This is a genomic window from Massilia sp. CT11-137 (assembly GCF_047302885.1).
GTDB classification, from domain to species: Bacteria; Pseudomonadota; Gammaproteobacteria; order Burkholderiales; family Burkholderiaceae_D; genus Telluria; species Telluria orientalis.
Map to the genome: position 1 here is coordinate 1,794,067 of NZ_JBKYMP010000001.1, position 16,401 is coordinate 1,810,467.

Consider the following 16,401-nt stretch of genomic DNA (forward strand, 5'->3'; position numbering starts at 1 on the left):
AACGCTTAGCGCGCTCAAGAAATCAGTCTGAGTAGACCGGTTCACCCAGCCGAATCGGTCAGTACCCCTCAATCGTCATTTGCCCAACACGCTGCAAAGACAGTCTGCGAATGTACAGGAAGTAAAAGATGCCGGAATACCAGTTTGTATTACTTGGGTTGACCGCATGGGTGGCGAGTTTCGTCATCAGCCAACTCATCGTCCGTTCTCAAAAGTGGCATGGACGCCTGACGCACGACCACGACCTGGGCGGCGTGCAAAAGGTCCATACCACCGCCGTGCCGCGTATCGGCGGCCTGGCCGTGATAGGCGGCATCCTGCTCGGCCTCGTGCTGTTCCAGCAGATCTTTCCGGGCCAGGTGAGCACCGGCCGCGCATCGCGCATCTATCTGCTGCTCGGCGCCAGCCTGCCGGCCTTCCTGGCGGGCCTGATCGAGGACTTCACCAAGCGCGTGTCGGTCCGCGTGCGGCTTGTCGCCACCGCGCTGAGCGCACTGGTCGCAAGTCTTGCACTGGGCGCCACTGTCGGCGAACTGGACATCTGGGGCCTGGATGCGCTGCTGACGATCGCGCCGCTGGCGATCGTTGCCACCGCAGTGTTCGTGGCAGGCGGTTCCAACGCCATCAACATCATCGACGGTTTCAACGGCCTGTCGGGCAGTACGATCATCATCATGGCGATCGGCCTGGCCGCCGTCGGGCTGCAGGTCGGCGACAGCTTCGTTGCCGTGCTCGGTGCGCTGTGCGCGGGCGCCACGCTGGGCTTCCTGATGCTGAACTATCCGTCCGGGAAAATGTTCCTCGGCGATGGCGGGGCGTATTTCCTCGGTTTCTGGGTGTCGGAAATGGCGGTCCTGCTGCTGGTGCGTCATCCGGAGCTGAGCGCCTGGCAAATTCTCGCTATTTGCGGTTATCCGATCATCGAAGTGCTGTTCAGCATCTATCGCCGCAAGTTCGTCCGCAAGGTCAGCCCCGGCGCGCCGGATGCATTGCACCTGCACGGGCTCGTGTTCCGCCGTCTCGTTTTCAAATATGTGCGCCGTGACGCCGCTCGTCCCTGGAAGCGCAACGCGATGGTGCCGTGCTTCATGGCGCCGGCGGTGGCGGCTTGTGTGGCGGTCAGCGTCTGTTTCGGCCAGTCGACCCCGGCGGCCGTGGCGATCGTGGTTGCCCAGGTCGTGTTGTATATCGCGGTATATGGCCGTCTCGTGCGTGGACGCTGGACGGTGCGGCGCAGTGACAGGGCGGAGCAGGCCCTCGACGTTGGAATTGAAGTGCGCTGAGAAATTGGTGCTGCTAAATTACAAGGACCGCGGTTTCACATTGAGACCGCGGTTTTTTTACGTCCTGAACAGTGTCAGCGAGCCCGTGTCCTGATCCACCAGTCATTGAACCACATCGCAAACTGGAAGAGCAGACCCGTGGCAAAGAGGAAGTCGGCGGTTCGCCCGACCTTCAGGGCCGCGGCGAGCACCCCTGCAATGAGAAATACGGTACGGAAGATGGGAATACAGCGGTCCAGCACCTCGCATACATGAACGAGGGCGGCTTCAGCACCGGGGGTGCCGGGTTGGCGCTTCGGTATTCTCAGTTTCATCTGTTGGCCTTTCGATGTAAGCCAAGTACACGGTGTTTACGCAGTCTAGCACGACCATAAAATTCGTTGTTACATTTGAACACAATTTGCGATCAAGACACTGATTCGTTCTGTTCTATTACGCTTGTCATGTCAAAATTGCCACAAATATTAAAAGTTGAACAATTGACTGTTTGAGAATTGTCTCATAGATGAGAGATTGTGCCCGTACCGATGATCTTGTTGCTGTGTTCCAATTCTCTCACCATTGTATTTACGTGGCAATTAACTTCTCTGGCGATCGGTGCAGGTGTGCCATCCGCGCCGCGTGGATGAAATAAGCGCCTTTCCCCGTCCTGTTCCCGCGATGGTTTCCTACCGGCATCGTCAATAATCCTCACTGTGAATGGGCGACTGTGCCCGCATGACCGGATAGCGAACCAAGCCAGCAAGAGCGGAGAACAACGATGAACGTGAAGAAATTTACAGCGGCGACTTCCCGCGAGGCCCTGCGCAAAGTGCGCGAGGCCCTGGGGCCGGACGCGGTCATCCTGTCGAACCGCCCGGTCGATGGCGTGGTCGAAATCCTGGCACTGGACAACGACGACGTCGCGTCGCTGGCTTCCCCGGCACCGGAATCGGAAATGGCCGCGCCGCGCCCGAACCTGCGCATCCAGGAACCGACGTTCGACGACTTCGAGCCGGCTCCCGCCCCGGCCCCGGCACCGCGCCCGGCAGCCCGTCCGGCACCGCGCGCTTTCCAGGAAGCCCCGGCCGCGCGCCAGCCGATGAATTCGCTGTACGACCTTGACGAGCCCGCCGCACCGGCCGTGGCACCGACCTACGCCAACCGCCGCGCCCCGCAAGCGGCGGACGTTCCGGCCTTCGACATGTCCGCGATGACCGCGATGATGTCGGCCGCGATCGCCCAGGCGAAGGAATCCGCCGCCGCCGAAATGCACGGCATGATGAACGAGATCCGCGCCATGCGCGGCATGATGGAATCGCAGCTGGCCGAGCTGTCGTGGGGCACCACCCAGCAGCGCGAACCGCAGAAGGCCGCCGTGCTGCGCGAGATGCTGGCCGCCGGCTTCTCGGCGAGCCTGTCGCGCTACCTGGTCGACAAGCTGCCGGCCGGCAAGGATGCCGCCGAATCGCTGCGTTGGGTCAAGACGGTCCTGGCACGCAACATCACGACGATGGCCGACGAGGATGCGATCCTCGACCGCGGCGGCGTGTTCGCGCTGGTCGGCCCGACCGGCGTCGGCAAGACGACGACGACCGCCAAGCTGGCGGCCCGCTGCGTGATGCGCCACGGCCCGGAAAAGCTGGCGCTGATCACGACGGACGCCTACCGTATCGGCGGCCACGAGCAACTGCGCATCTACGGCAAGATCCTGGGCGTGATGGTGCACTCGGTGAAGGACGAGGCCGACCTGCGCATCGCCCTGAAGGAACTGCGCAACAAGCACACCGTGCTGATCGACACGATCGGCATGTCGCAGCGCGACCAGATGGTGACGGAGCAGGTCGCCATGCTGACGGAGTCGGGCGCCGACGTGAAGCGCCTGCTGTGCCTGAACGCGACGTCGACGAACGAGACGCTGAACGAAGTCGTGCGCGCCTACCAGGGCACGGGCCTCGCTGGCGCCATTATGACCAAGATGGACGAAGCCGCCTCGATCGGCAACGTGCTGGACGTGCTCGTGCGCCAGAAGCTGAACCTGCACTACATCTCCAACGGCCAGCGCGTGCCGGAAGACCTGCACCTGGCCGACCGCGCGATGCTCGTCGACCGCGCCTTCCGCACCAGGCGCGACGCCGCCGCCCAGATCGCCGACGCCGACCTGCCGCTGATGATGGGCGGCCTCGGCAACCTGAACAACGACCGTTCGCTGCGCGAGGTGTACGTTGGCTAGTTTCGACTTCGACCAGGCGGAGGGCCTGCGCCGGATGCTGGCCGGCCCCAAGCCGCGCATCGTGACCTTCCTCTCCGCGACGCCCCACGACGACAAGGGCGCCATGCTCGTCAACCTGGGCGCTTCGCTGGCCCAGTCCGGCAATGACGTGATGATCGTCGACGCCTGCACGCGCGACTACGGCGTGGCCCAGCGTCTCGGCGTCGACCGTGGCCCGAGCCTGCTGCAGGTCGCGCGCCAGGAATGCGCGCTGAACCAGGTGATCCACCCGGTGCCGCAAGGCTTTTCCGTGGTGAAGATGGCACATGAACTCGTCGTCCCCGCGCAGGCGGGGACCCAAGTTTCTTCGAGCAGCCGGGTACGCCAGCAAAATTGGGCTCCCGCCTACGCGGGAGCGACGGATGAGATGCGGCGTCTGGCCAAAACCTTCGACGTTCTGGTCCAGCAATCGTCCGGCAGCATCATCATGGTCGACGGCGAATTTTCCGACGATGGCACCTTCCCCGTGCCGATCATGGCCTCGTCCGAGATCGTCGTGCAGGTGTCGACGAGCGCCACGTCGATCACGAACGCATATGCGCTGATCAAGCGTTTGTCGCAGCATCTCGGCCGCCGCCCGTTCGGTATTCTTGTCACGGGCGCCACCGAAGCCGAGGCGAAGGTGGTATACGATAATATGTCATCTGCGGCAACTCGTTACTTGGCGGTAACGCTGACCTCGATGGGCTCCGTACCGGCGGACGAGTACCTGCACCGCGCCGCGCGCCTCGGGCGCGCCGTGGTCGACGCATTCCCGCTGGCCGGCGCTTCGGTGGCGTTCCGCCGCCTGGCCGGGCGCTTTGCGCGCACCGGCATGCAGCAGGGACGGGCCGCCTGAAGCGGCGAAGAATAATTAATTACTGGAACCATGTACACGGTCAAAGGGAAAGCGGACAAAAACTCTCTGCTGACGGAGCACATGCCGTTGGTGAAGCGTCTCGCCCACCAGATGAAGGCCAAGCTCCCGCCGTCCGTCGAAGTCGATGACCTGGTACAGGCCGGCATGATGGGCCTGCTCGATGCGATCAACCGCTACGAGGAGAACCACGGCGCGCAGTTCGAGACCTATGCGGTGCTGCGCATCCGCGGTGCGATGCTGGACGAGCTGCGCAGCAGCGACTGGATGCCGCGCTCCACGCGCGCCAACATGCGCAAGGTCGAGTCGGCCATGGCCGCGCTGCAACAGCAACTGGGCCGTCCGCCCAGCGAATCGGAGGTCGCGAAGTCGCTCAAGCTGTCGCTGGGCGATTACCAGGACCTGCTGGGCGATTCCGGCGGCCACCAGCTCGTGTACTACGAAGACTTCCACGACGACGACGGCGGCGACGGCTTCCTCGACCGCTATGCCGTGGACGACGACGATCCGCTGAAGAGCCTGCTCGACACGGACTTCCGCCAGACCGTCATCGACGCCATCGACGCGTTGCCGCCGCGCGAGAAGATGCTGATGGGCCTGTACTACGAAGAAGAACTCAACCTCAAGGAAATCGGCGCCGTGATGGGCGTGTCGGAATCGCGCGTTTCGCAGCTGCACACCCAGGCCGTGGCGCGCCTGCGCACGTATCTGCGGGAGCGCTCGTGGACCTGACCAGCCTGCTCGGTCTTGCGCTGGCGCTGGCCGGCATCTTCGTCGGGCACACGCTCGACGGCGGCAAGTTTTCCTCGCTGTTCCAGCCCGCCGCGTTCGCCATCGTCGTCGTCGGCACGTTCGGCGCCGTGCTGCTGCAGACGAAGTCGCAAGCCTTCGTGCGCGGCGTGCGCATGCTGCGCTGGGTGTTCGTCACCCCGCCGGACCGGCGCCATGCGCTGGCCCGCGAAATCCATTTGTGGAGCCTGTCCGCGCGGCGCGACGGGCTTTTGTCGCTCGAGCAGTACATGGCCAAGGCCGACCCGTTCATCCAGAAGGGCCTGCGCCTCGTCGTCGACGGCATCCAGCCCGACAAGCTGCGCAGCCTGATGCACACGGAAATCAACAACTACGAATTCCGCGAACGCCAGGCCGCGCGCATCTGGGAATCGGCGGCCGGCTATGCACCCACCGTCGGCATCCTCGGCGCCGTGCTGGGCCTGATCCACGTGATGGAAAACCTGTCGGACCCGTCGAAACTCGGCGCCGGCATCGCCGTCGCGTTCGTGTCGACCGTGTACGGCGTGGGTCTCGCGAACCTGTTCTTTTACCCGGTCGGCAACAAGATCAAGGGCATCGTCAGCGAGCGCGTGGCCCAGTACGAAATCCTCGCCGACGTCTTCCACGACATCGCCACCGGCGACTACACGCGCGTGCTCGACGAGCGCGTGGCGTGCCTGCTGGCCGAACACTGATCCGGAACCATGGCGCGCCGCAAGAAGTACGAGCAGGACAACGAGAACCACGAACGCTGGCTGATTTCCTACGCCGACTTCATCACGTTGCTGTTCGCGTTCTTCGTCGTCATGTACGCGGTGTCCGTGGTTAATATCGGCAAGTACACGGTGCTGTCGGAAGCGCTGGGCGACGCGTTCGGCGGCCGCGGCGCGGCGAACAAGTCGAATACGATGGTCGAGGTCGAGGCATTGCCGCTGTCGGCCATCCTCGCCCACAAGCGTGCGGAAGCGGCCAAGCGCGACCGCGAGCGCCTCGAGCTCCTGGCGCAGAAGCTGGACAGCATCCTCAAACCCCTCGTCAACACCGGCAAGATGCGCGTCACGCAGACGGCGCGCGGCGTCACGCTCGAGATCAATGCGAGTGCCCTGTTCGACGAGGGCGATGCCACCCTGACGCCCACCGCGCAGGAGACGCTGCGCACCGTCGCTGGCCTGCTGAAGGACGATCCGCACGGCATCGAAGTGGAAGGTTTCACGGACAACACGCCGATCGGCAACCCGGCGTTCGCATCGAACTGGGAATTGTCGGCCGTGCGCGCCACGACCGTCGTGCGCCTGTTCGCGGCGAACGGCGTCGCCGAGGAACGCCTGGCCGCCGTCGGACGCGGTGCCAACCGGCCCATCGCCTCGAACGACGACCCCGCCGGACGCGCGCGCAACCGGCGGGTGGCCGTCACGATCCTGTCCGGCGCATCAGCCTGAGTTTTCGCCATCTATCGTAGGGTGGGCGGGGCTGCAAGGCCGGGGGCCTTACATCCGCCCACGCGCGACGCGTGCGATGTGTTGGCGTACGCCTGGGCACGGCGTGCCCACCCGACGAATCCACCGGGGCGCGGTAAAATGGTTTGAACGCGACAGCACTGTCGCTCGAACGAGGAGACCGGATGAACCTGCACGCAAGCCTGAGCGTCGACGCGCGGCACGACAAGGTATGGATCACCTTCAAGGCGGAAAACCGCGGCGAGCGCCGGGTCTGGCTGCCGCGCGCGCTGACCGATGATCCCCGGCCCGGCGGCCGCGTGTTCGACGTGCGCGTGCATCCGGGCGGCGCGCCCATCGCCTACGTGGGCGCCAACGCCGCGCGCGGCGGCGCCGACTGGTTCGAGCTCCCGCCGCACTCGGCTCACACGCACACGGTCGACATCACGGCCGACTACGCCTTCCGGCCCGGCGACCACACGTATGAACTGCGCTACGCCGGCCTGGCCCTGGCCGACATCCACCATCCCGAAGCCACCACGCCGCTCGTCACCGAACCCGTGCTGTTTCGCCACATTGCCCCTTAACGCCTGCGTACGTTACGGCGCGGCGTGTTCTCGCCGAAGTATTCGTGCGAATCGGCATTGTCGATCGCGCGGTCGGGATTGCTGCCCGCCAGCGCGCCCGCCGCGGCCTGGCCGTAGACCCAGTCGTCCGTCCCGGCCACCACCGTGAAATGGCTCATCTCGTGCAGCAGCGTGCCGGCCCTGGAATCCGTGCCCGTCATGGGCGCGGTCCAGAACGCCTTGCACACGTGGATCGTGTACGGCCGGTTCGGATAGACAAAGGCATACCACGGCTGGGTGCACGCGCAGTCGACCGCGATGGGCCGCGTGGCGAAGGCGTCGCGGATGGCCTCGAAGTGGCGGGACACGGTGGCCGCGCGCGCCTCGTCCAACGGACCGAACCATCCCGTGTAGCGGTCCGCCAGCGCGCCGGCCCGCAGGTAGGCATCGCCATCCTGCACCATCGATTGGGCGGCCTGGACGCTGGAGGCGATGCTCTCCTGCTGTGCGTTCGAGCAGTGATCGAACGTGAGTCCGCTGCCGGCGGGCGTGCTCCGGGTGACGGGTTCATCGCTGGACTCCGGCATGCCGCGCGGCAGCCGGCCATCGATCCAGACCGACGCCGCGAGCGGGGCAGCCGCCGCCTGCAGACGGTCGGCGCGGTAGCGGATGGTGTACGCGCCCGTGATGTCCATCCGGTAGAGCGCGGACAATTCCACGCGGCTGCTGCGCGCCGCACCGGGTGCAAGCGCGATGAGATCGGCGGACGTGGGCGGCGCCCGCTTCACCTGGATGCCGAGATAGGTGACGGGCAGGCCGTCGCGCGTGACGTCGAACAGCGGCGCCTGCACGCCCGCGAACGGCGTCTGCCACTTCGGCAGGGTCTGCCAGGTGCGCGACGTGTTGCGGATCGTCACCGTCACGACGATGTCCTGGCTGCCCGCCACGCTTTGCCGCGCGGGCGTCAACTCGACGACGAGGCCGCCTTGCGGCGCAGCCTGGCCGGCGCCGCTTAGCAGCAAGGCCGACAGCAGTGCGGCGATCCGGTATGCGTTGCCGTTCATGGAGCCTCCAGATGCAATCAAAACCTTTCTTGTACCGCGGCACCGAAATCCCGATCTTGCAAATTCACAGTATTTATCGCCGCGAGACCGCCCCGTTAGCGTTCAATTTGGTACATTGATGCAACATATTGACCGTTGATGTAAGTATTGCTCGATCTACATTTAATAAACTGCTATCATCTATTGATTCTCTGGATACGAAAGTTTCAACAGGGAATCTTCCGTCCAAGCCGGCGCGGCCTTGCCCACGGCGTCAATCGCTTCAGCACATGAATATCGAGCACGACAGCCAGGGATCCCGCGTGAGCGGACTTCGTACGCACGGCCGGCCAACTGCGGGCAGGGCGGCATGAGGCGGCACGCGCGCAAGATTCCGTCCACGGTACGGCTGTCCATCCTCACCACCCTGCTGGCGCTGTTCATGGCCTGGCTCGCGCTCGGCAACGCGGCGCGGCTGCCGTGGGATCCGCGCTGGTACCTGACGGCGCACACGGCGATGGAAGTGTTTTCCGTCGTCGTGGCGATGCTCGTGTTTGCCACGGGCTGGCACGGCATCGGCCGCGACATGCCGATCCGCGTGGCCCTGCTGTCGCCGAGCGCACTGGCCGTCGGCCTGCTCGACATCGGCCACCTGATGTCGGTCCACGGCATGCCCGGCGTGGCGGGGCCGGGGTCGGTCGGATACGGCATCGAATTCTCTCTGCTCGCGCGCGTCGTCAGTGCCGCGGCGCTGCTCGTCGCCGCGTTCGCGCCGCGCGAGCGCACGGTCGGCCGGCGCGTGCGCGGCTGGGCGCTGCTGGCGGCGCTGGGCATCGTCGCGCTCGGCTTCTGGCTGGCCGTGGCCGATCCGCTGGCGCTGCCGGCGACGTATGTGGAAGGGCGGGGGCTGACGTCGTTCAAGATCGGTTGCGAGCTGGTGCTGATCGTGCTGAATGCCGTCGCCGCGCTGTTCCTGCTGCGCCGCGCACTCGTCACCCGCCTGCGCACCGACCGCTACCTGGCCGCCACGGCGGCCGTGATGGCCCTGGGCGGCGTCAGTTTCGCGCTGTACGTCCGGCCGGACGACGTCGTGAACATGGGCGGCCATGTGTACAAGGTGATCGCCTACCTGTGCCTGCACCGTGCGATCTGGGTGGCGGCCGTGCAGGCGCCGTATCTGCGGCTGCAGCGGTCGGAGCGGTCGCTGGCCGAGAGCGAGGCCAGCTTCCGCAGCCTGATGGAATGCGCGCCGGACGCGATCCTGCTCGTCGGCGCGGAAGAGCGCATCACGATGATGAATGCGCGCGCGGAAAACCTGTTCGGCGTGTCGCGCGAGACGGCCGCCGGCCTGCCGCTGGACGTGCTGGTGCCCGCCGCCGCCGGCGACGCCGAGCTGGATTGCCGCCGCCTGTACGGCGCCGCCTTCCCGGCCGAGGTGCGCCGCGCCGGCATGCCGGGCGGCCAGCAGGTGGCGATCGTGCGCGATTTGTCGGAGCGGCGCCGGCTCGAGCGCGCGCTCGTCGAGCAGCTCACCCACGACGCGCTGACGGGCCTGCCGAACCGCAACCGCATCCTCGAGACGCTGGACGAGGCCATCGCCGCCGCGCGCCAGGACGGGCGCACGCTCGCCGTGCTCGTGTTCGACCTGCACGAATTTCGCAAGATCAACAGCGGCTACGGCTATGGCGGCGGCGACGATGTGTTGCGCGAATGCGTCGTGCGCCTGTCGTGCCTGCTGGCCGGCGGCGACATGCTGGCGCGCCAGGGCGGCAACGAATTCATCGTCGTGCAAAAACAGTCAGGCGAGACCGCCGCCGCGGCGCTGGCCGCCCGGCTGCTGGAGTCGATGCGCAAGCCGTTCCTGCTCGACGCCCAGCGCGTGTTCCTGGCCGCCAGCGTCGGCATCGCACTGCCGCCCGCAAACGGCTGCGGCGCGCACGAATTGCTGCAGATGGCGCAGGTGGCGATGGCCGCCGCGCGCGCGGAAGGGCCCGCGCGCTACCGTTTCCATACGGACGCGATGGCGCAGGCGATCCGCGAGCGGGTCGACCTGGAAGCGCTGCTGCGCCATGGCATCGAACGGAACCAGTTCGCGCTGCAGTATCAACCGCGCGTCGACCTGGCCAGCGGCACGGTGATCGGCGTGGAAGCCCTCGTGCGCTGGCGCCATCCCGTACTCGGTCTCGTGCCGCCGGCGCGCTTCATTCCGCTCGCCGAGGAGACGGGCCTGATCGACGATCTCGACATGTGGGTGCTGGACGAAGCCTGCGCGCGCGCGGCCGCGTGGCGCGCGCAGGGATTGCCGCCGCTGCGCGTGTCGATCAACCTGTCGGCACGCCAGTTCCAGCAGGCCGGCCTGGCGCGGCGCGTCCAGGCCGCGCTGGAACGCAGCAGTTTGCCGCCGGCCGGCCTGGAGATCGAGATCACGGAGTCCACGGTCATGCGCGACACGGACGAGGCGACGAGCGTGCTGCGGTCGCTGAAGGCGCTCGGCGTCGCGCTGTCGATCGACGACTTCGGCACCGGCTATTCGTCACTCAGCTACCTGAGGCGCTTCCCCATCGATGTGCTGAAGATCGACCGCTCGTTCGTCAGCGACGTGACGACCGACCCGAACGACGCGGCCATCGCGTGCGCCATCATCGCGCTGGCGCATACGCTGAACCTGGAGGCGGTGGCGGAAGGTGTCGAGACGGCCGAGCAGGCGGCTTTCCTGCGCGAGAATGGCTGCGATGAAATCCAGGGCTATTACTTCAGCCCGCCGGTGTGGCCGGAGCAGATCGAAGCGATGCTCGAAGGTAGGGTGGGCGCCCCTGCGCCCACGCGCACGCTGGCGTGACGCGAACGTCACGCGTGGGCACGTTCGTATGCGAGGCCCCCGGCCTCACATACCCCACCCCACTAGCCTATTACTTCAGCCCGCCGGTGTGGCCGGAGCAGATCGAAGCGATGCTCGAAGGTAGGGTGGGCGCCCCCGCGCCCACGCGCACGCTGGCGTGACGCGAACGTCACTAGCCGACCACGAACCGCCGCGACGGACCCGTCGACATCGTCTGGCCGGCCGGTCCGTACACGCCGGCGCCGGCGGTCCCGGGGCCGCGCAATTCGCTCAAGGCCGCCTGGGTCTGGCCCAGCTGGCGGTTGACGATCATGCCATTGACGCGGTTGAGTTCCTTCGCCTCGCGGGTGAGTTCCAGCAGGCGGTTCCAGGCGTCGCGATATTCGGCGTTGCCGCCCACCGCCAGCCAGGGCTCCATGCCGGCCTCGCCGGCGGGAAAGCCGGCGGCGCCGAGGGCCTTGTGGCGCACGCGCGACAGGGTCGCGGCACGCTGCGCCAACTGCAGCTTGTTGGGGGTGATGGTCGAGAGGCCATCCGCATCCGCACTGATCAGGAACTGTTGCTCGGTTTTCATCAGCTCCACGATGGAACCGATCACTTGCTGTTCGTCGCGCAGGGTTGCGCCAGGGGATGCAATGGCCATTGGTTATCTATTGTTTGCGGGAATGCAGCAGATCGCGCACCGTATCCAACAGGCCGTCCGCCACTTTCTCGGAATTCACATGAAACTGGCCATCCGCGATGGCCGCCTTGATGCGTTCGACCTTCTTGCTGTCGAACACTTGACTGGTGCTGCCGGCCGCGAGGGCCTGGCCTTGCGAGGACAGGCGCACGGTGTCGGCCGCTGCGGGCGTGACCGATTTCGCGGCGGCCGCGTCGCTGCTCTTCGCAGTCGTCGCCGGCGTGTTGTTGGCCTGGACGCTCGTGTTGTTCTTGAGTGTATCGTTGATTTTCACAGCATCATCCTTCTCAGGTCGGAGCAGAAAGCCCGGGATCTGCCTCAGTAACGGCGCCCATGCCAAAAACTTTAGGAAATGTCGAAAAACCTGCTGCGCGTTGCATATTTGGTTTGCGATGCTCGCTGTACTTTTCGTACAGCTGCGCTTCTCAACCAAATCTGCGGCCGCTCGCGACGGTTTTCGAGATTTCCGACCGGGGACATCAAAGAAAGTGCGGACGCAAGCCACACTTTCAACGATCCTGCTCCCTTGCTGTCATCAAAACGCCACTTCGACCATCCCGCCGTCCCGCGCCGTGCCGCTCACGACCGAGCCGGATGGCGTGCGCACCTGCACGATCTGGCCGTCGCTGGCGTTGCCGATGGCCTTGCCTTCGGCTGATACTGAAAATCCATTTCCACCAGTAACCAAACGTACGGCCTGGCCTTGCTGCACGACGGGCCGGCTGCGCAGCGTGTCCTGGCGCAACGGCGTGCCGGCCACCAGCGACACGGTCGGGGTGCGGCCGATCGCCTGGGCCATGTCCGTGATGATGCCGTTCGGCATGGCGGCAATGTCGCCTTTCATCAACACGAGCTGGCTCTGCTCGATCGGCTGGCCCTGGGCCAGCGGCAGCGCGGCGGCCACGTAGTCGGCCTGCACGTTCACCTGCGCCTGCACGTAGAGCGTCCAGTTCGACGGTGCCGTGCAGCGTACGCCCACGGTCGTCTTGCCCCAGGCGCGCGCGCCCGGCTGCAGGAACGCTTCCGGTGCGGGGCAGGCGGCCAGCGCCGTGCGGGCGTCGATCGCGCCCACTTTCACCGTCACGGTGCCGGGCAGGCCGGCCGTCTGCGTCCGCAGGAATTGCTCGACGACGGTGCGCAGCGTGTTGACGTTTTGGCGGCCGGCAGCGGGCGCCGTCTGCGCGTGCGCCAGCGCGGCGGAGCCGATGAGCAGGGCGGTAATGAGCGTGCGTTTCATGAGTAAGTGAGCGATACGGTTTTTTGCGACGGTGCCATCTTAGGTCCCGCACGCCGCCATCGAATCGCCGAATAGCCGGGTTTTGGGTCGCTTTATTGCCCGATTGGAAGAGTCCGCCGGTCCGTATGATCCATCCTGTCCACCACCCCATGCCTGGAGTAATCATGATCGGCAAACTCGACGAGTACCTGCGTTTCAATGAAACCGCGCTGAGCCTGCGCTCGCAGCGCCAGGAATTGCTCGCCTCGAACATCGCCAACGCGGACACGCCGAACTTCAAGGCGCGCGACATCGATTTCTCCAGCGCGCTGCAGGGTGCGCTGGCCCGCGCGACGAACGCGAGGCCGCTGAACACGACGGCCGCCGCCCATTATCCGAACGGCCAGGCGGCCGCCGACGGCAAGACGCTGGGCGACGGCGCCACGCCCGTGCTGTACCGCACGGTGACGCAGGGCGCGGTCGACGGCAACACGGTCGACATGGACACCGAACGCACCCAGTTCGCCGACAACGCGCTGCGCTACGAAGCCGGCATCACGATGATTAACCAGCAGATCCGCAACATGCTCGCGGCCATCCAGGGAGGCCAGTAATCATGTCCTTATTTAATGTCTTCAACGTGGCCGGCTCGGCGATGAGCGCCCAGGCCCAGCGCCTGAACACGACGGCCAGCAACCTCGCCAACGCCGACAGCGCGACGAGCGCCACGGGCGAAGCCTACCGCGCCAAGCAGGTCGTGTTCGAGGCCGTCCCGATGGACAGCGGCACGGGCGTCAAGGTGCGCGAAGTGGTCGAGGATGCGTCGCCCCTGAAGCAGGTGTACGACCCCAAGAATCCCCTCGCCGACGACAAGGGCTATGTGTCGATGCCCAACGTGAACGTGGTCGACGAGATGGTCAACATGCTGTCGGCGTCGCGCTCGTACCAGACGAACGTCGAGACCATGAACGCGGCCAAGACCATGCTGCTCAAGACACTGACCCTCGGCCAGTAATCCGATCCACTCTTTCTGACACGCTCCCATGGCGACCGTAACCGATACCACCAGCACCCCCATCACCGACCTGATGTCGACGATGAACGCGAAGAAGCCGACCAGCACGGACGGCGTCTCCGCGGACACGGACAAGTTCATGACCCTGCTGGTGACCCAGCTGCAGAACCAGGATCCGCTGAACCCGATGGACAACGCCCAGATGACGAGCCAGCTCGCGCAGCTGCAGACCGTGACGGGCGTGAACAAGCTGAATACGACCCTGGAATCGCTGCAGTCCAGCTACAAGAGCTCGGAAGCGATGCAGGCGACGGGGCTGATCGGCCACGGCGTGCTCGTCGAAGGCAGCGGCGTCACGCTGTCGAGCGGCAAGGCGATCCTGGGTGCCGAACTGGCCACCGATGCCGACAATGTCAAGATCGTCATCAGCGATGCCAAGGGCAACGAAGTGGACACGATCGACATGGGCGCGCAGAAGGCCGGCGTCATGCCGCTCGCGTGGGACGGCGTGCCCGATCCGAAAAAGCTGGACAGCAACGGCAAGCCCGTCACGCTGGCCGACGGCAATTACACGTTCAAGGTCGTGGCGACGCGCGCCGGCGCCAACCTGACCGACGCGAAAGGCCTGTCGTTCGACAGCGTCGCCAGTGTCACCACCAACAGCGCCGATGGCGTCAAGCTGAACCTGTCCGGCAAGGGCGCGCTTACGCTGGCCGACATCAAGCAAGTCCTCTAAGCGCGGTCGGTACCGCGAAACGAACGAATAACAGGAGCACAACATGTCCTTCCAACAAGGCCTGAGCGGCTTGAACGGCGCAGCGAAATCGCTGGACGTCATCGGCAACAACATCGCCAACTCGAGCACCGTCGGTTTCAAGGGTTCGAACACGCAATTCGCGGACGTCTACGCCCGCTCGCTGAACGGCGCGGGCGCGACCCAGGCCGGTATCGGCGTGAGCGTGGCGGCCATCGCCCAGCAGTTCACCCAGGGTAATATCGAGACGACGGCCAACCCGCTCGACATCGCCATCAACGGCGCCGGCTTCTTCCGCACCGAGATTTCGGGCACCGTCCAGTACACCCGCAACGGCCAGTTCTCGCTGGACAAGAACGGCTACATCGTCACGCCGCAGGGCGCCAACGTGACGGGCTATGGCGTCAGCCCGAACGGCCAGATCCTGGCCAGCACGCCGAAACCGCTGCAGATCAGCACGGCCGACATGAAGCCGGTCGCGACGACCAAGGTCGATACGTCGATCAACCTCGACTCGCGCGAAGCCGCGCCGACCCTCCCGTTCAATGCCAACGACGCCACCACGTACAACAAACAGGTGCCCGTGAGCGTGTACGACACCTTGGGCAACGAGCACACGTTGTCGCTGTTTTATGTAAAGAGGCCGCCGGCCAATCCGGGCTCGGGGCCGTCGGGAATCTGGGACGTGTACGCTGGCGCCGACGGCACCGAGATGGCCAACGTCATGGCGGCGAAGGCGTCCTCGAGCGACCCGGCCGCACAAGCCGCGCGAGACACGTGGCTTGCCGCGACGAAAGCGGCGCCGCCGGACCCGGCCGCCATCGCACAAGCGCTGTCCGGCTATGCTGCCGCGGCCTCCGCCGCCGTCAGCGCCGCTGCCAGCGCGGCTGGTGCTACGCCGGCCACCGTCACTGCGATCCAGACGGCCGCCACTGACGCGGGTGGCACGGCCGGCTATACCCCGGACCAGGTCGACAAGGACATTGCCGCCGCCGTGTCGGTGACGCCGGTCGCAATCGGCACGCTGAAGTTCGATTCGAACGGCGCGCTGTCGGCCGCGCTGATGTCGCCGCAGACGCTGCCGCTGGCCGTGGACTTCCCGGTCTATCCGGCGACGGGCGCCAAGGAAACCCTGTCGATCAAGCTCGGCTTCAACGGCAGCACCCAGTATGGCTCCGACACCAGCGAAAAACTGACCACGCAGGACGGCTACAAGCCGGGCCACCTGCAGCGCTTCGCTGCCGGTGCCGACGGCACCCTGCTGGGCCAGTACAGCAACGGCCAGACCAAGGCGCTGGGCCAGGTCGTCCTCGCGAATTTCACGAACGCGGGCGGGCTGGAACCGATCGGCAACAACTCGTGGGCCGAAACGTCGGCCTCCGGCACGCCGCTGCTGGGCACGGCGGGCACGGGCGGCTTCGGCGTGCTGCAGTCGTCGGCGACGGAAAGCTCGAACGTCGACCTGACGGCCGAACTGGTCAACATGATCACGGCCCAACGCGTCTACCAGGCCAATGCCCAGACGATCAAGACGCAGGACTCGGTGCTGCAGACGCTGGTGAACCTGCGCTAACGCATGACACTGAGTTAACGCATGAACGTCGCCCCTGCGCAGGCAGGGGCCCAAGTTTGCGTGCACGCATGCAGAACTTGGATCCTCGCCTTCGCGGGGACGACGTGCGAACGGAG

18 protein-coding genes are annotated in these 16,401 nt (G+C 65.8%); 13 read left to right on the top strand and 5 right to left on the bottom strand.

Annotated features, from left to right (window positions below):
* Positions 1-128: 128 nt before the first annotated feature.
* Positions 129-1,283, top strand: coding sequence for an MraY family glycosyltransferase (locus tag ACEN98_RS07975; RefSeq protein ID WP_413383261.1), 1,155 nt, complete (start codon positions 129-131; stop codon positions 1,281-1,283).
* 74 nt (positions 1,284-1,357) lie between these two features.
* Here the strand turns inward: ACEN98_RS07975 and ACEN98_RS07980 are convergent, their stop codons facing one another.
* Positions 1,358-1,597: a hypothetical protein gene (locus ACEN98_RS07980; protein ID WP_413383263.1), complete on the bottom strand. Its 240-nt coding sequence runs from the start codon at positions 1,595-1,597 to the stop codon at positions 1,358-1,360.
* 446 nt (positions 1,598-2,043) lie between these two features.
* Here ACEN98_RS07980 and flhF point away from each other — a divergent pair, with 446 nt between their 5' ends.
* The 6 genes from flhF (at position 2,044) to ACEN98_RS08010 (ending at position 7,184) form a co-directional block, all read left to right on the top strand.
* Positions 2,044-3,495 carry a flagellar biosynthesis protein FlhF gene (flhF, locus tag ACEN98_RS07985; RefSeq protein ID WP_413383265.1) on the top strand — a complete coding sequence of 484 codons (1,452 nt, stop codon included), beginning with the start codon at positions 2,044-2,046 and terminating at the stop codon, positions 3,493-3,495.
* Positions 3,488-4,372: a MinD/ParA family protein gene (locus tag ACEN98_RS07990; protein ID WP_413383267.1), complete on the top strand. Its 885-nt coding sequence runs from the start codon at positions 3,488-3,490 to the stop codon at positions 4,370-4,372. Before flhF ends, ACEN98_RS07990 begins: the two co-directional genes overlap by 8 nt.
* Before the next feature lie 30 nt (positions 4,373-4,402).
* Positions 4,403-5,122 carry an RNA polymerase sigma factor FliA gene (locus ACEN98_RS07995; protein WP_413383269.1) on the top strand — a complete coding sequence of 240 codons (720 nt, stop codon included), beginning with the start codon at positions 4,403-4,405 and terminating at the stop codon, positions 5,120-5,122.
* Positions 5,113-5,856 carry a flagellar motor protein gene (locus ACEN98_RS08000; RefSeq protein ID WP_413383271.1) on the top strand — a complete coding sequence of 248 codons (744 nt, stop codon included), beginning with the start codon at positions 5,113-5,115 and terminating at the stop codon, positions 5,854-5,856. The genes ACEN98_RS07995 and ACEN98_RS08000 overlap by 10 nt, the downstream gene beginning before the upstream one ends.
* A 9-nt stretch (positions 5,857-5,865) precedes the next feature.
* On the top strand, positions 5,866-6,600 hold the full coding sequence (gene motD, locus ACEN98_RS08005) for a flagellar motor protein MotD (protein ID WP_413383273.1): 735 nt from the start codon (positions 5,866-5,868) through the stop codon (positions 6,598-6,600).
* A gap of 182 nt (positions 6,601-6,782) precedes the next feature.
* A complete protein-coding gene (locus tag ACEN98_RS08010; protein ID WP_413383275.1) occupies positions 6,783-7,184 on the top strand; it encodes a hypothetical protein in 402 nt (133 codons plus the stop codon).
* Here ACEN98_RS08010 and ACEN98_RS08015 read toward each other — a convergent pair.
* Positions 7,181-8,227 carry a M35 family metallo-endopeptidase gene (locus tag ACEN98_RS08015; protein ID WP_413383277.1) on the bottom strand — a complete coding sequence of 349 codons (1,047 nt, stop codon included), beginning with the start codon at positions 8,225-8,227 and terminating at the stop codon, positions 7,181-7,183. The genes ACEN98_RS08010 and ACEN98_RS08015 overlap by 4 nt on opposite strands.
* 349 nt (positions 8,228-8,576) lie before the next feature.
* On the opposite strand from ACEN98_RS08015, the gene ACEN98_RS08020 reads away from it, so the two are divergent.
* Positions 8,577-11,045, top strand: a complete 2,469-nt coding sequence (locus ACEN98_RS08020; protein ID WP_413383279.1) for an EAL domain-containing protein — start codon at positions 8,577-8,579, stop codon at positions 11,043-11,045.
* Positions 11,042-11,206 (top strand): hypothetical protein, encoded by a 165-nt coding sequence (locus ACEN98_RS08025; protein ID WP_413383280.1) that lies wholly within the window; start codon positions 11,042-11,044, stop codon positions 11,204-11,206. Before ACEN98_RS08020 ends, ACEN98_RS08025 begins: the two co-directional genes overlap by 4 nt.
* 11 nt (positions 11,207-11,217) lie before the next feature.
* Here the strand turns inward: ACEN98_RS08025 and ACEN98_RS08030 are convergent, their stop codons facing one another.
* From ACEN98_RS08030 to flgA, 3 genes are all read right to left on the bottom strand, one after another.
* Positions 11,218-11,688, bottom strand: coding sequence for a flagella synthesis protein FlgN (locus ACEN98_RS08030; RefSeq protein WP_413383282.1), 471 nt, complete (start codon positions 11,686-11,688; stop codon positions 11,218-11,220).
* A 7-nt stretch (positions 11,689-11,695) separates the two neighbouring features.
* A complete protein-coding gene (gene flgM / locus ACEN98_RS08035; protein WP_413345134.1) occupies positions 11,696-12,001 on the bottom strand; it encodes a flagellar biosynthesis anti-sigma factor FlgM in 306 nt (101 codons plus the stop codon).
* Positions 12,002-12,262: 261 nt separating this feature from the next.
* Entirely contained in the window at positions 12,263-12,964 is a 702-nt protein-coding gene (flgA, locus tag ACEN98_RS08040; protein ID WP_413383284.1) for a flagellar basal body P-ring formation chaperone FlgA, read from the bottom strand.
* Between the two features lie 164 nt (positions 12,965-13,128).
* Here flgA and flgB point away from each other — a divergent pair, with 164 nt between their 5' ends.
* The 4 genes from flgB to ACEN98_RS08060 are packed head-to-tail and all read left to right on the top strand — an operon-like array spanning position 13,129 to position 16,285.
* Positions 13,129-13,557, top strand: coding sequence for a flagellar basal body rod protein FlgB (gene flgB / locus ACEN98_RS08045; protein ID WP_413383286.1), 429 nt, complete (start codon positions 13,129-13,131; stop codon positions 13,555-13,557).
* Positions 13,558-13,559: 2 nt separating this feature from the next.
* A complete protein-coding gene (gene flgC, locus ACEN98_RS08050) occupies positions 13,560-13,958 on the top strand; it encodes a flagellar basal body rod protein FlgC (protein WP_036233823.1) in 399 nt (132 codons plus the stop codon).
* A gap of 28 nt (positions 13,959-13,986) precedes the next feature.
* Positions 13,987-14,694 (top strand): flagellar hook assembly protein FlgD, encoded by a 708-nt coding sequence (locus tag ACEN98_RS08055; protein WP_413383288.1) that lies wholly within the window; start codon positions 13,987-13,989, stop codon positions 14,692-14,694.
* Between the two features lie 43 nt (positions 14,695-14,737).
* Complete coding sequence (locus tag ACEN98_RS08060; protein ID WP_413383290.1) at positions 14,738-16,285, top strand: flagellar hook protein FlgE; 1,548 nt, start codon at positions 14,738-14,740, stop codon at positions 16,283-16,285.
* Positions 16,286-16,401 lie beyond the last annotated feature (116 nt).

Bases quoted from the DNA above. Each gene is read 5' to 3' on its own strand.
- ACEN98_RS08060 (WP_413383290.1), top strand. From the start codon at position 14,738: ATGTCCTTCCAACAAGGCCTGAGCGGCTTGAACGGCGCAGCGAAATCG.
- ACEN98_RS08010 (WP_413383275.1), top strand. From the start codon at position 6,783: ATGAACCTGCACGCAAGCCTGAGCGTCGACGCGCGGCACGACAAGGTA.
- ACEN98_RS07995 (WP_413383269.1), top strand. From the start codon at position 4,403: ATGTACACGGTCAAAGGGAAAGCGGACAAAAACTCTCTGCTGACGGAG.
- ACEN98_RS08030 (WP_413383282.1), bottom strand. From the start codon at position 11,688: ATGGCCATTGCATCCCCTGGCGCAACCCTGCGCGACGAACAGCAAGTG.
- ACEN98_RS08055 (WP_413383288.1), top strand. From the start codon at position 13,987: ATGGCGACCGTAACCGATACCACCAGCACCCCCATCACCGACCTGATG.
- ACEN98_RS08015 (WP_413383277.1), bottom strand. From the start codon at position 8,227: ATGAACGGCAACGCATACCGGATCGCCGCACTGCTGTCGGCCTTGCTG.
- ACEN98_RS07980 (WP_413383263.1), bottom strand. From the start codon at position 1,597: ATGAAACTGAGAATACCGAAGCGCCAACCCGGCACCCCCGGTGCTGAA.
- ACEN98_RS07975 (WP_413383261.1), top strand. From the start codon at position 129: ATGCCGGAATACCAGTTTGTATTACTTGGGTTGACCGCATGGGTGGCG.
- flhF (WP_413383265.1), top strand. From the start codon at position 2,044: ATGAACGTGAAGAAATTTACAGCGGCGACTTCCCGCGAGGCCCTGCGC.
- flgB (WP_413383286.1), top strand. From the start codon at position 13,129: ATGATCGGCAAACTCGACGAGTACCTGCGTTTCAATGAAACCGCGCTG.
- ACEN98_RS08020 (WP_413383279.1), top strand. From the start codon at position 8,577: ATGAGGCGGCACGCGCGCAAGATTCCGTCCACGGTACGGCTGTCCATC.
- flgA (WP_413383284.1), bottom strand. From the start codon at position 12,964: ATGAAACGCACGCTCATTACCGCCCTGCTCATCGGCTCCGCCGCGCTG.
- motD (WP_413383273.1), top strand. From the start codon at position 5,866: ATGGCGCGCCGCAAGAAGTACGAGCAGGACAACGAGAACCACGAACGC.
- flgC (WP_036233823.1), top strand. From the start codon at position 13,560: ATGTCCTTATTTAATGTCTTCAACGTGGCCGGCTCGGCGATGAGCGCC.